This window comes from Streptomyces sp. NBC_01381, from assembly GCF_026340305.1.
Taxonomy (GTDB): domain Bacteria; phylum Actinomycetota; class Actinomycetes; order Streptomycetales; family Streptomycetaceae; genus Streptomyces.
On record NZ_JAPEPI010000001.1, the window covers coordinates 4,196,681 to 4,208,722 of the forward strand.

10 protein-coding genes and 2 pseudogenes are annotated in these 12,042 nt (G+C 73.9%); 7 read left to right on the top strand and 5 right to left on the bottom strand.

What is annotated here, in order from left to right:
- The first annotated feature begins 103 nt into the window (after positions 1-103).
- Complete coding sequence (locus OG453_RS19605) at positions 104-1,360, top strand: molybdopterin-dependent oxidoreductase (protein WP_266869241.1); 1,257 nt, start codon at positions 104-106, stop codon at positions 1,358-1,360.
- Between the two features lie 331 nt (positions 1,361-1,691).
- Here the strand turns inward: OG453_RS19605 and OG453_RS45150 are convergent, their stop codons facing one another.
- The 3 genes from OG453_RS45150 to OG453_RS19625 form a co-directional block, all read right to left on the bottom strand.
- Positions 1,692-2,459 (bottom strand): class I SAM-dependent methyltransferase, encoded by a 768-nt coding sequence (locus OG453_RS45150; protein ID WP_323178641.1) that lies wholly within the window; start codon positions 2,457-2,459, stop codon positions 1,692-1,694.
- Entirely contained in the window at positions 2,456-3,076 is a 621-nt protein-coding gene (locus tag OG453_RS19620) for a DUF2064 domain-containing protein (protein ID WP_266869935.1), read from the bottom strand. Before OG453_RS19620 ends, OG453_RS45150 begins: the two co-directional genes overlap by 4 nt.
- A 428-nt stretch (positions 3,077-3,504) precedes the next feature.
- Positions 3,505-4,239 (bottom strand): glycosyltransferase family 2 protein, encoded by a 735-nt coding sequence (locus tag OG453_RS19625; RefSeq protein ID WP_266869244.1) that lies wholly within the window; start codon positions 4,237-4,239, stop codon positions 3,505-3,507.
- A 123-nt stretch (positions 4,240-4,362) separates the two neighbouring features.
- Between OG453_RS19625 and OG453_RS19630 the strand changes: the two are divergent.
- Together OG453_RS19630 and OG453_RS19635 are read left to right on the top strand one after the other, a co-directional pair.
- A pseudogene (locus OG453_RS19630) lies at positions 4,363-5,055 on the top strand (response regulator transcription factor); the annotation flags it as partial.
- Between the two features lie 502 nt (positions 5,056-5,557).
- Positions 5,558-6,670: a sensor histidine kinase KdpD gene (locus tag OG453_RS19635; protein WP_266869245.1), complete on the top strand. Its 1,113-nt coding sequence runs from the start codon at positions 5,558-5,560 to the stop codon at positions 6,668-6,670.
- A gap of 183 nt (positions 6,671-6,853) precedes the next feature.
- On the opposite strand, the gene OG453_RS19640 is transcribed toward OG453_RS19635, so the two are convergent.
- On the bottom strand, positions 6,854-7,906 hold the full coding sequence (locus OG453_RS19640; protein ID WP_266869246.1) for an NAD(P)-dependent oxidoreductase: 1,053 nt from the start codon (positions 7,904-7,906) through the stop codon (positions 6,854-6,856).
- Between the two features lie 221 nt (positions 7,907-8,127).
- Between OG453_RS19640 and OG453_RS19645 the strand changes: the two genes are divergently transcribed.
- The 4 genes and pseudogenes from OG453_RS19645 to OG453_RS19660 all read left to right on the top strand — a co-directional run bounded on the left by OG453_RS19645 (position 8,128) and on the right by OG453_RS19660 (position 11,158).
- Positions 8,128-8,907: a hypothetical protein gene (locus OG453_RS19645; RefSeq protein ID WP_266869247.1), complete on the top strand. Its 780-nt coding sequence runs from the start codon at positions 8,128-8,130 to the stop codon at positions 8,905-8,907.
- Positions 8,908-9,107: 200 nt separating this feature from the next.
- Positions 9,108-9,701, top strand: coding sequence for a sigma-70 family RNA polymerase sigma factor (locus OG453_RS19650; protein WP_266869248.1), 594 nt, complete (start codon positions 9,108-9,110; stop codon positions 9,699-9,701).
- A 309-nt stretch (positions 9,702-10,010) separates the two neighbouring features.
- Positions 10,011-10,478 (top strand): annotated as a pseudogene (locus tag OG453_RS19655) (histidine kinase dimerization/phospho-acceptor domain-containing protein); the annotation flags it as partial.
- The gene (locus OG453_RS19660) at positions 10,475-11,158 is read left to right on the top strand and encodes a response regulator (RefSeq protein WP_266869249.1); all 684 of its coding nucleotides are present in this window, start codon (positions 10,475-10,477) and stop codon (positions 11,156-11,158) included. The pseudogene OG453_RS19655 and the gene OG453_RS19660, both read left to right, overlap by 4 nt.
- Here OG453_RS19660 and OG453_RS19665 read toward each other — a convergent pair.
- A complete protein-coding gene (locus tag OG453_RS19665) occupies positions 11,121-12,002 on the bottom strand; it encodes a GbsR/MarR family transcriptional regulator (RefSeq protein ID WP_266869250.1) in 882 nt (293 codons plus the stop codon). The genes OG453_RS19660 and OG453_RS19665 overlap by 38 nt on opposite strands.
- Between the last annotated feature and the right edge of the window lie 40 nt (positions 12,003-12,042).

Genomic DNA, 12,042 nt, shown 5'->3' on the forward strand with positions numbered 1-12,042 from the left:
GAGTTTCGTCATGAGTCGCGGGCCCGTCCGGGCAGGTCGCGCGGCTTACCGTCGGCTCAGAGCGGTGGATCCCGCCTCCGCTCATGACCGCCGAGGACGCATCATGGGCGACACGACACGGACCAAGGAACCCACCGGATCCCCGGGACCGCCGGGCTTCTGGCGCAGCCCGCTGCGGGGGACCTGGTTCACCTCCGTACTGGGCGCCGTCCTGCTCGTCGGGATCCCGCTGCTCTTCGTGACCGGCCTGCTCTCGTACGCCGCGTACAACCCGGACCTGTCGCCGGTCAACGACAAGACCCCGGACAAGGGCCTGCTCGGCTTCTATCTCTTCTCCTGGCCGACCGATCCGCACTGGCTCTACCGCCTCAACCAGGGTCTGCACGTCACCGTCGGCATCGCCCTGATCCCGGTGCTGCTCGCCAAGCTGTGGTCGGTGGTCCCGAAGCTTTTCGAGCTGCCGCCGGTGCGGTCGGTCGGGCACGCCCTTGAGCGGCTCTCGCTGCTGCTTCTGGTGGGCGGTGCGCTGTTCGAGTTCGCCACCGGGGTGCTCAACGTCCAGCTGGAGTACCTCTTCCCGGGCTCCTTCTATCCGCTGCACTTCTACGGCGCCTGGGTGTTCTTCGGCGCTTTCGTGGCGCACGCCGCGCTGAAGCTGCCGCGGGCGGTGCGCACGCTGCGGGAGCGCGGGGTGCGCGAGCAACTGCGTACGCACGACAAGCCGTCGGAGGGCTCGACGATGTCCCGGCGGGGTGCGCTCGGCCTGGTCGGCGGGGGGTCGCTGCTGCTGCTCGCGACGTCGGCGGGGCAGAACTTCGACGGCGTGGTGCGGCGCACGGCGCTCCTTGCGCCGCACGGGGGCGGTGAACCGGGGACGGGGCCGAACGGCTTCCAGATCAACAAGTCGGCCGCGGCTGTGGGGATCCGATCGGCCGACACGGGGCGGTCGTGGCGCCTGGTCGTCAGCGGCCGCGGACGCGAACTGAGCCTGAACCGGGACGACTTGCTGGCGATGGCCCAGCACAGCGCGGCGCTGCCCATCGCGTGCGTGGAGGGCTGGTCGACCTCCGACCAGTGGTGGCGCGGGGTCCGGCTGCGGGACCTGGCCGCGCTCGTCGGGTACGAGGACCGATCGAAGGCGCCCGGAGTGTTCGTCGAATCGCTCCAGCGGCGCGGCTCGTTCCGCCAGGCCGCCCTGCGCGACAACCAGGTCCGCGACCCGCGCTCGCTGCTCGCGCTCCGGGTGAACGGCGAGGACCTGTCGCCCGACCACGGCTATCCGGCACGGATCATCGTCCCGGCGGCGCCCGGTGTGCTGAACACCAAATGGGTGGCCCGGCTGACCTTCGGGGAGCTGTGATGACGGGTGCCACGCTCCAGGACCGCTTCCGCCGCGCGTACGGCGAGAGCCCGCTCCAACTGCTCCTGCTGCTCGCCTCGTTCGCCCTCGCCGGGTACGCCGGGGTGCGGCTCCTCGCGGACGACTGGCTCGCGGTCGCGGCCTGGTTCATCGGTGCGGCGCTCCTGCACGACCTGGTGCTGCTTCCGCTGTACGCGATCGCCGACCGGGCCGTGCAGCGGGCGCTCGGCGGGCGCCGCCGGGACCTGATCAACTTCATCCGGGTCCCCGCGGCGCTGTCCGGGCTGCTCCTGCTGGTGTGGTTCCCGCTGATCGCCCGGACGGTGCCGCGCTACGAGTCCGCCACGGGCCTGCCGGCCGGGGTGTTCCTGACCCGCTGGCTCCTGGTGACGGCAGCGCTCTTCGCGGGTTCCGCGCTCTGGCTGCTGCTGCGGGCGCTGCGTACGTCGCGTCGGCGGCGCAGTGCCACGAAGGAGCGGCCGCCGACGGTCCACTGATCTGCCGGGCGCAAGGCCGTCGGGCGGGCGTGGCGCAGCAGCGCCGGGGTGCCGAGGCGGGCCCAGGGAAAGGTCTCCCCGGCCGCGCCCCGGCCCCGGCCGTCGTCCACGCGGACCTGGACCCGCTCGTCGACGTCCACCGGCGCGGTCTCCGCGATGAGGAGCCCGCCGGGGGCAAGGAGCCCGGCGGTCCTCGCGAGCAGCGCGCCGGGGTCGCCGCCGATGCCGATGTTGCCGTCGATGAGCAGCGCCGTGCCCCAACTCCCCTCGTCCGGAAGGGAGTCGAAGACGGAGCGGCGCAGGGCCGTGCCGCCGAGCCGACGGGTGTGGGCGACGGCCGCCTCGCTGATGTCGATGCCGAGGGCGCGGTGGCCGAGGGCGGTCAGCGCGGCGACCAGACGGCCGGGCCCGCAGCCGATGTCGAGCACCGTGCCCGTGCAGCGGCGCAGCGCGGAGAGGTCCGCCGCGTCGGCGGCCGCGCACCAGCGTTCGACCTCAAGGGGCAGCAGCCAGCCGTCGGTGCGCCGCAGGAACAGCGGGCCGTGGCCGTTGCGCAGGGCGTCGGCGTACGGGTCGGCGCACCACGCCACCGCGGTGCTCATCGGCGGCCGGCCGGGGCGAGGCGGGCGAGGGCTTCCGCGAAACGACTCTCCGGCGCGTCGGCGGCGACCAGAGCGGCGTCATCGGCGGTGTCGACGTCACGCAGCACCGGCAGGTCGCGCACCCGCAGGCCGGCCGCGACGAGTCGGCTGCGCTGGGCCGCGCCCGTGGTGGGCGTCGACATGGGGACGCCGCGCAGCAGCTCCGGGTCGGGCTCGGCCAGGCCGAGCGCCCAGAAGCCGCCGTCCACGGCCGGGCCGAACCAGGCGTCGGCGTCCCGCCAGGCGGCCGGGCCCAGGGCGGGGGCGAGCAGCGCGGGGGTCACCTGCGGGGTGTCCATGCCGATCAGGAGCGCGGGCCCGTCACACCCCGCGAACGCAGCGGCGAGCCGCTCGTCAAGGCCGCCCACGCACTGCGGTACGACATCGAACCCGCCCGGCAGCCACGGCCCCGCGTCCCCGGCAAGCACCAGGACACGCCGCCGTGCGGGCGCCGCGAGCACGGCATCCAGGGTGTCGCACAGCGCGGCCTCGGCGAGGCGGGCGGCTTCCTGGGGGGTGTAGGGCGGCGTGAGGCGGGTCTTCACGCGGCCGGGGAGGGGTTGCTTGGCGATGACCAGGAGCGTTGTGGGGCCGGTGGGGGGCGTGGTGAGGGGGCGTGTGTGGGGGTGGCCGTCCCGTGATGTGCCGGGGGTCGTTCCAGGGGTGTCGCCGGGGGTGGGCCCGGATCCGTGGCCGGGTGCGGACCTGGATCCGTCGGTGGTGGCCGACGCGTCGTGGGGTGCGCAGGTGCCGATGCGACGGGTGGTGCCCGGCGCCGGACGGCCGGAGGTTCGGGGAGCCATGGGTGTGGGGGAGCGGCGGCCCGGTGACGTGTCGGCGGCTGTTCCGGGGGCGTCGCCGGTGCGGGGGGCGGTGCCCGGCGCAGGATGGCCGGCGGTGCGGGGAGCCGTGCCGGGTGTGGAGGTGCCTCGGGGCGTCTCATCGGCGCCGGGCTTCGGCTCGGCGGCGTAAGGGATTTGGGAGCCGCCGGGTCGCGGGTGCTGGTTCATCGGGTCACCCCGCTGCCCGGTGCGGCCGGGGCCCGCTCGGCGAGCACGCCCCGCATGTCGCGGACCGCGTGCCAGGTGCCGCGCCAGGTGCCGGTGACCTTGGACTTGCCGGTGCGTGGCAGATACGGCACGTCCCGCTCCTCGATCCGCCAGCCCGCGTCGGCGGCCCGTACGACCATCTGCAGCGGGTAGCCGCTGCGGCGGTCGGTGAGGGCGAGGCCCAGGAGGGCCTCGCGCCGGGCCGCCCGCATCGGGCCCAGGTCGTGCAGGCGGACTCCGGTGCGCCGGTGCAGCATCCGGGCCAGGACGGCGTTGCCGACACGGGCGTGCGGCGGCCATGCGCCCCGGCTCCGGGGGCGGCGCCTGCCAAGCACCAAGTCGGCGCGGCCCGCGTCGACTTGACGTACGAAAGGTTCGAGCAGGCCCGGATCGAGCGAGGCGTCGCAGTCGCAGAAGCAGACGATGTCCGCGGTGGCCGCTGTGAGACCGGCGTGGCAGGCGGCGCCGAAGCCGCGGCGCGGCTCGTGCACGACGGTCGCGCCGAGCGAGCGGGCGATCTCCGCCGAGCCGTCGGTGGAGCCGTTGTCCACGACGATCGCGCGCCAGCCCGCGGGGATCTGCCGCAGCACCCAGGGCAGGGCGGCGGCCTCGTCGAGACAGGGGAGCACGATGTCGGCCCGTGGGACCGGTGGGCCCGGCGGGTCTTCGGGGGAGTGGGAGGAGTGCGTCACGCCCTTCACCCTACGGAGATATATGGGGCATATCGGACTTCAGGTTCTTACGAAACGGGGACGTCGGCCAGTGCGGCGGGCCGGGATGCGGCACTCGCCCGAGCGCGGTGCGAGGCTTGCGGCATGGAGACACCACCGCAGGGCGGCGCGCCGCGCGTACTCGTCGTGGACGACGACGTCACCGTCGCCGAGGTCGTCACCGGCTACCTCGAACGTGCCGGGTACGCCGTCGACCGCGCCGAGGACGGCCACGCGGCGCTGGAGCGTGCTGCGGCCCGCCGCCCCGACCTGGTCGTCCTCGACCTGATGCTGCCCGGCATCGACGGCCTCGAGGTCTGCCGCAGGCTGCGGGCGCGCGGTCCCGTGCCGGTCATCATGCTCACGGCGCGGGGCGACGAGGACGACCGGATCCTGGGCCTGGAGATAGGCGCGGACGACTACGTCACCAAGCCGTTCAGCCCCCGCGAACTCGTCCTGCGCGTCGAGTCGGTGCTGCGCCGCACGGGCTCCGCGGCGGGCGGCCGCGCGGGGGCGGTGCTGAGCACCGCGGGGCTGACCGTCGACCCGCCGGCCCGCCGCGCGGCCAAGCATGGCGCCGAACTCGCCCTCACTGTCCGGGAGTTCGACCTGCTGGCCTTCTTCATGCGCCACCCGGGCCGCGCGTTCGGCCGCGAGGAGCTGATGCGGGAGGTCTGGGGCTGGGACTTCGGTGACCTGTCGACGGTCACGGTCCACGTGCGCCGCCTCCGCGGCAAGATCGAGGACGATCCGGCGCGGCCGCGGCTGATCCAGACGGTGTGGGGGGTGGGGTATCGCTTGGCTGTGTCGGACGGCGTGGCATCGGACGGCGTGGCATCGGACGCCACCGACCCGGAGGCCACCGCGTCGGCCGCCACCGCCTCGCACACCGCCGACTCGTACGCCACCGCCCTGGATGCGGTCGTCCCGGAGGCCGTTGCCCGAGAGGCGGCCGACGCGGAGACGCGAGCCCCGGAGCGGGGCGGCGCCCTAGAGACGGCCGCTCCAGAGAGGGGCGCTCCAGAGAGGGGCGCTCCAGAGAGGGGCGCTCCAGAGAGGGGCGCTCCAGAGTTGGCCGCCCCGGAGATGGCCGCCCCGGAGATGGCCGCTCCAGAGAGGGGCGCTCCAGAATTGGCCGCCACGGAGATGGCCGCTTCAGAGAGGGGCGCCCCAGAATTGGCCGCCGCGGAGATGGCCGCTCCCGAGGCGGCTGCCCCAGCGAGGTTCGCCCCGGAGGTCGCGGCAGCGGAAGGCGGTCCCGCACCTGCGGTCGCAGGGCCCGGGACGGCGGCGGTCCCGCATGCGTGACACCCTCCTCATCGCGCTCTACGCCTTCCTCGGCGCCGCCGCCGCTGGGCTGCTCGGGGCGGTGGTCCTGCGGGTGCTGCGGCGGCGGTCGCTCGTCGTATCGCTTGCCGTGGTCGCCTGTGTCGCGGTGACCGCGATGCTCGCCGGCACGCTGGTGGTCGCCTGGGCGATGTTCCTGTCCCCGCACGATCTGAGCGTCGTCACCACCGTCGTCGCCATGGCCGCGGTCGTCTCCCTGGTCACCGCGCTGCTGCTCGGGCGCTGGGTGGTGGCCCGCAGCAAGGCGCTCACCCTCGCTGCCCGTTCCTTCGGCGACGGCGGTGACTTCGCCGCGCCCGGCGTGCCCGCCACCGCGGAACTCGCCGCCCTCACCCGCGAGTTGGAGTCCACCAGCGCGAGGCTCGCGGAGTCGCGCGAGCGGGAACGCGCCCTGGAGACATCACGCCGCGAACTCGTCGCCTGGATCTCGCACGACCTGCGCACCCCGCTGGCCGGCCTGCGCGCGATGAGCGAGGCCCTGGAGGACGGGGTGGCCGCCGACCCGGACCGCTATCTGCGGCAGATCCGCACCGAGGTCGAGCGCCTCAACGGCATGGTCGGCGACCTCTTCGAACTGTCCCGCATCCACGCGGGCGCGCTCGCCCTCACGCCGTCGCGGATGTCCGCGTACGACCTGGTCGGCGACGCCATCGCGGGCGCGGACCCGCTCGCCCGCGAACACGGCGTACGCCTCGTGGGCGACCGGATCGACGCCGTGCCCGTCGAGGTCGACGGCAAGGAGATGAGCCGGGTGCTCGGCAATCTGCTGATCAACGCCATCCGCCGGACCCCCGCCGACGGCACGGTCGCCGTAGCCGCCCGGCGCTCGACCGACGGCGTGGTGCTGTCCGTGACGGACGGCTGCGGCGGCATCCCCGAAGAGGACCTGCCCCGCGTCTTCGACACGGGCTGGCGCGGCACCCACGCCCGCACACCCCCAGCGGGAGCGGGCCTGGGCCTGGCCATCGTGCGCGGCATCGTCGAGGCGCACCAGGGCCGAGCGGACGTACGCAACGTGACGGGCGGCTGCTGCTTCGAGGTGGTGCTTCCGGAGGCGGGAGCGTAACGGGGCGGGGGCGGGTGGTCTGTGGCGGCGCGGGGTGTGCCTGCGACGGGGTCCGCCCGTGGCGGGGCCCCGCCACGGGCCCGGCAGACGCCGAGTCTTTGCACGGGACGCCCTGCACGGGATGGGGGGCCTGCGGCGGGGTGCGCCCGAGATGGGCCCAGCACTGGACGTCCCCCGCCCCTCCTACCCCCGCATCCCCGCCCCCGCGAACTCCCGCATCCCCGACTGGAAGTCCACATCCGGCTTCCAGTCCAGGTCGGTTCGCAGGCGGGTGGAGTCCGCTGTCACGTGGCGGACGTCGCCCAGGCGGTACTCGCCGGTGACGACCGGTGCCGGGCCGCCGCACGCGTCGGCCAGGGTCCGGGCCATCTCGCCGACCGTGTGGGGGTCGCCGCTGCCCGTGTTGTAGGCCGTGAACTCCCCGTCGGCGCGGTCCCGCAGAGCCTCCAGCGTCACCGCGTTGGCCGTCGCCACATCGCGTACGTGGACGAAGTCCCGGCGCTGGCCGCCGTCCTCGAAGACGCGCGGGGCGCGGCCCGCGGCCAGGGACGAGCGGAAGAAGGACGCGACGCCCGCGTACGGGGTGTCGCGCGGCATCCCGGGGCCGTAGACGTTGTGGTAGCGCAGCGACACCGCGCGGCCGCCGGTGGACCGTGCCCATGCCGCCGCCAGATGTTCCTGGGCGAGCTTCGTCGTCGCGTACACATTGCGCGGATCGACCGGGGCGTCCTCCGTGACCAGGCCCGGCGTCAGCTCCGCGCCGCAGGAGGGGCAGCGGGGCTCGAAGCGGCCCGCCGCCAGATCGGCCGGCGCGCGCGGCCCCGGGCGCACCACGCCGTGCCGGTCCGCACAGGTGTAGCGGCCCTCCCCGTACACCACCATCGAGCCGGCGAGCACCAGATCCTGCACCCCCGCCCGGGCCATCGCGGCCAGCAGCACCGCCGTGCCCAGGTCGTTGCAGGCGACGTACTCGGGCGCGTCCGCGAAGTCCTTGCCGAGGCCCACCATCGCCGCCTGATGGCACACCGCGTCGACGCCGCGCAGCGCACCGTCCACCGCGTCCGGATCGCGTACGTCGCCGACGATCAGCTCCCCGGCGACGCGGGGCCGCTCCGTCCCGGAGTGCGCCGACGCGAGCAACGCGTCGAACACCACGGGTTCGTGCCCGCGCGCCGCGAGCGCGTCGACGATCTGTGACCCGATGAACCCGGCGCCGCCGGTGACCAGTACACGCATGCCGCCCACGCTAGGCCGCCGCCACCGCTTCATCGATGCGCCGGGGCCTCATGTCACCGGTCCGTAAGAACCTGACCTTTGTGAGGTAGTCGGGGCGATGCGCCGCCCAGTTCCCGCCAACTGGTGTGGTGTGGCTCACAGGAGGGGATGTGTGGGCGGGGTGAGTGGAAAGGGCGTACCCCTCCGTGAAGAGAGTGACGCGGATGTAAGGATGAGCCGCCATGAGTGCTGGATGGTGTTGTCGAGCGGGACGGGCCGCGGTGTTCGCCGCCGTCTGTGTACTGCTCGCTGCCCTGGGGCACGTCATGATGTCCGGAAGCCCGGTGTCCTGGTGGGCGCTGGGCGCCGGAACCGTCGGCGCCGGCGGTGCCGCGTGGGCGCTGGCCGGGCGTGAGCGAGGGCTGCCGGCCGTCGTCTCCCTCGCGGTGGCGGCGCAGGCCGCACTGCACTCGGGGTTCTCCCTGGCACAGACCCTCGCGACGCCACGGACCGGTGGCACGTCCCTCGTCCGGCAGTGGGTGCGCAATGTGCTGTGCCTGCCGTCGGCGGACATGGGGTCCATGGACATGGGCTCCATGGACTCCATGGGCGGGGGGACGGGTGACGGCTCGGCGATGTCGTCCGCGATGACCGGCATGCAGCACATGCAGCACATGCAACACGGCGAGCACATGCAGCACATGGGCGATGCGGGGCAAGCTGCCGCGCACATGCACCACATGGGCGGCATGTCGCCCACCGGGATGCTCGCCGCCCACCTCTTGGCCGCGCTCCTGTGCGGCCTCTGGCTCGCGCACGGCGAACGTGCCGTCTTCCGCATCGCACGCTCCTTCGCCGGCTGGCTCGTCGCCCCGCTGCGGCTGCCCGTCGCGGCTCTCGTGCCGGCCCCCCGGCCGCGTATCCGCCCGCGCCGCAGTCGTTCGGTGCGCACACCGCGGCAGTTCCTCCTCGTGCACGCCATCACTTCTCGGGGTCCGCCCGCGGGAACCGCTGTCGCCTGACAGCCGGTTCCCCGATGCCGCCCGCGCACCGCGCCTCGCGCCGCGCGCCCTGGTCGGCTCGGGCATCGGCCGTACGCATCCGTACGGCTGTACCCCCAACACCGGACCCGCACCGGACCCCACACCGTGCCCGCCGACGCGCGCACGGCCGGTCCGCATCACGGAATCCCGGATCTCCGGACTCCCGAGAAGGACACCAGGTGATCATTCCTGCCTTGCCCGGCTCACCCGACGAGTCGATAACGGCCTGGGCGCTCGCCGCCCGCGGCGGCGACCCGGACGCCATCGAGCACTTCGTGCGCGCCCTGCACCGCGACGTCCGCCGGTACGTGACGTACCTGGGCGGCGACCCGCAGGCCGCCGACGACCTGACCCAGGACACATTTCTGCGGGCACTCGGCAGCCTGCACCGTTTCGAGGGGCGCTCGTCCGCCCGTACGTGGCTGCTGTCCATCGCCCGCCGCGCGGTGATCGACAGCCTTCGGCACGCCGCCGCCCGGCCGCGTCTGTGCGACACGGACGACTGGCAGGCCGCTGCGGAGCGCGCCCAGCCCAGAGGTCTTCCGGGCTTCGACGACGGCGTCGTCCTCGCCGATCTGCTCGCGGAGCTGCCCGACGAGCGGCGTGAGGCCTTTGTCCTTACGCAGCTCCTGGGGCTGCCCTACGCGGAGGCCGCGCTGCTCACCGGCTGTCCGGTGGGCACGGTCCGTTCGCGGGTGGCGCGTGCCCGCCTCTCGCTGATGGAACGGCTGCGGGACGCCGAACGCCCCGCGCTCGCGGGTGCGGCGGCCTGACGGGTCGCGCGCGTTCGCGCCGCGGCCGCCCGGCAGTCACGCCGGGCGGCCGCGGCACCCACGACCAGCAACCGAAGCCGTCAGAGCCGCGTCAATGTCCTCGTGACAGGCGCCAGAGTCGCGTCAAGGGCCGCGTCCACGGCGTCGGGAGGGCGTTCGGTGGAGGAATCTCCCCGAGGGCACTTCCCCCGCTCCCGCGGAACGCGCCCCGAGCCATCACCCAGGGGAGATACAGGAGTTGAGCGCGAGCATATGAGCGGCGTACGGCCCGGACAGTTAAAGGTCTACCTCGGGGCGGCCCCCGGTGCCTCGCTCGCGGGCAGCATCGTCCGCGGCGACGAGGCGATTCCGGCACTCCTGGAACGTACGCGGGAGACCTTCGGCATGGTGTCCGCCGAGCTCGTCGAGGAACCGCCGGGATCCGAGCGCCGGGTGCTCGCCGTGGTCCTTGCCGCCGTCAGCTCGCTGCGCAGCCGTGATGTGGACTTCTCCGCCGAGGACCGCGACGAACTGCTCGCCTCCGCCGAGGAGTCCCTGGCCAAGCTGGACCGACTGGTGGAGAACCTCCTGGACCTGAGCCGTCTTCAGGCGGGCGCACTCATCCTCAAGACGCGCGCCACAGCCCTGGAGGAGATCCCGGCGGTGCTCGCCGACCGGGAGCAGGTCTTCGAGCCGTTCCAGCGGCTGGGCGACACGGACAACACCACGGGCCGCGGCCTCACGATGGTCCTCTCGCTGCCGTTCGCGGGGGCCAACAGGAACGGGGTACACCGATGACGCGGGTGCTTGTGGTGGAGGACGACGTCCAGCTGGTCAGGGCGCTCGTGATCAACCTGCGGGCCCGCGGGTACGGGGTCGAGACCGCCCCCGACGGTGCGACGGCCCTGCGGATCGCCGCGGAGCAGAGGCCCCACGTCATCCTCCTGGACCTGGGCCTTCCGGACATGGACGGCATCGACGTACTCACGGGTCTGCGAGCCTTGAGTCGGGCGCCGATCCTCGTGCTCACCGCGCGCCGTGCCGCGCCGCAGAAGGTCGCGGCGCTCGACGCGGGAGCCGATGACTACGTCACGAAGCCGTTCAGCATGGACGAACTCCTGGCCCGGCTGCGCGCCGCCGTCCGCCGCTCCCGGGCCGTGCCGGTCACCGGCGACGCGGTGGTCGTCACGACGGACGAGTTCACCGTCGACCTGGCCGCCAAGAAGGTGCGCAGGCACGGACACGACGTACGGCTGACGCCGACCGAATGGCAGCTCCTGGAAATACTGATCTCCCACCCCGGGCGGCTCATCACCCAGAGGCAGCTCCTCGAGGACGTATGGGGCTCGTCCCGCAGCGACAAGACCAACTATCTCCGCGTCTACATGGCCCAGTTGAGACGCAAACTCGAAGCGGACCCGTCCCGCCCGCGGCACCTCATCACTGAGCCGGGCATGGGCTATCGCTTCGAGAGCTGAGCGCCGCTCGCTGGGTCGGCGAGAGGCGGTCCGGTCCGGCTTGCCGCAATGCCTCGGCGACGCGTGACGGGGGCCAGCCGAGGGCCGCGGCCAAGTGGTCCGCGGTGGGCGGCGCGGTCGAGTGAAGGAGGGCGGCGAGCACGGTCAGGGCGTCGTCGACGGCCGTGGGGCCGCCGCTCATGTCGTCGCTGAGCGTCGCGAAGAATCCGCCCATCTGGGCCAGGCGCGCCCCCGCCGGTGTGGCCGCGTCGAGGAGATCGACGCCGCGCAGCGCGATGCCCGCCCACTGCGCGTGCGTCTGGGCACTGGTCGTCCAGGCCCGCAGCCACACGTCGTCGTCGACGACGTACCGCTCGCGCCGCCGTCCGGGCTCGCGCACCCGGCGGATCACTCCGAGGGACTCCAGATAGGCGACGGCCTTGGACACCGAGGCGGCGCTGACCCGCAGCCGCCGGACGAGTTCGGCGGCGGTGAGACTGCCGGAGTCGTCCGTGATCAGGCGGGCGAGCACCCGCGCCGGCATCCGCGGCAGCCCCGTGCCGGCCATCAGCGCGGCGAGCTGCTCGGCGAAGCCGGCGACGACGTCGGGGTCGCGGCCGTGGGCGTCGGGCGTCGCCGACGGGTCAAGGGGCGGGCGGGGCGTGCGCCGCCGGGCGCGCCGTTCGGTGGCCAGATGGGCGTGGTCAACCCGGTAGGCGGCGGGTCCGCCGTTGCGGGCCACCTCCCGGCTGACGGTGGACGTCGGTCTGCCGAGCCGCCGCGCGATCTCCGCGTAACCGAGCCCGTCGGCGAGGCCCGCGCCGATGTCCCCGCGGTCCTGGTGGGTGAGCCTGCCTCCGGGCACGCGCACCGCCTCCTTGCGTTTTGCGGCAATGCCATTGCAA

Coding starts and splice junctions, on each gene's coding strand:
- OG453_RS19605 (WP_266869241.1), top strand. CDS start 104: ATGGGCGACACGACACGGACCAAGGAACCCACCGGATCCCCGGGACCG.
- OG453_RS45150 (WP_323178641.1), bottom strand. CDS start 2,459: ATGAGCACCGCGGTGGCGTGGTGCGCCGACCCGTACGCCGACGCCCTG.
- OG453_RS19635 (WP_266869245.1), top strand. CDS start 5,558: ATGCGTGACACCCTCCTCATCGCGCTCTACGCCTTCCTCGGCGCCGCC.
- OG453_RS19640 (WP_266869246.1), bottom strand. CDS start 7,906: ATGCGTGTACTGGTCACCGGCGGCGCCGGGTTCATCGGGTCACAGATC.
- OG453_RS19645 (WP_266869247.1), top strand. CDS start 8,128: ATGAGTGCTGGATGGTGTTGTCGAGCGGGACGGGCCGCGGTGTTCGCC.
- OG453_RS19660 (WP_266869249.1), top strand. CDS start 10,475: ATGACGCGGGTGCTTGTGGTGGAGGACGACGTCCAGCTGGTCAGGGCG.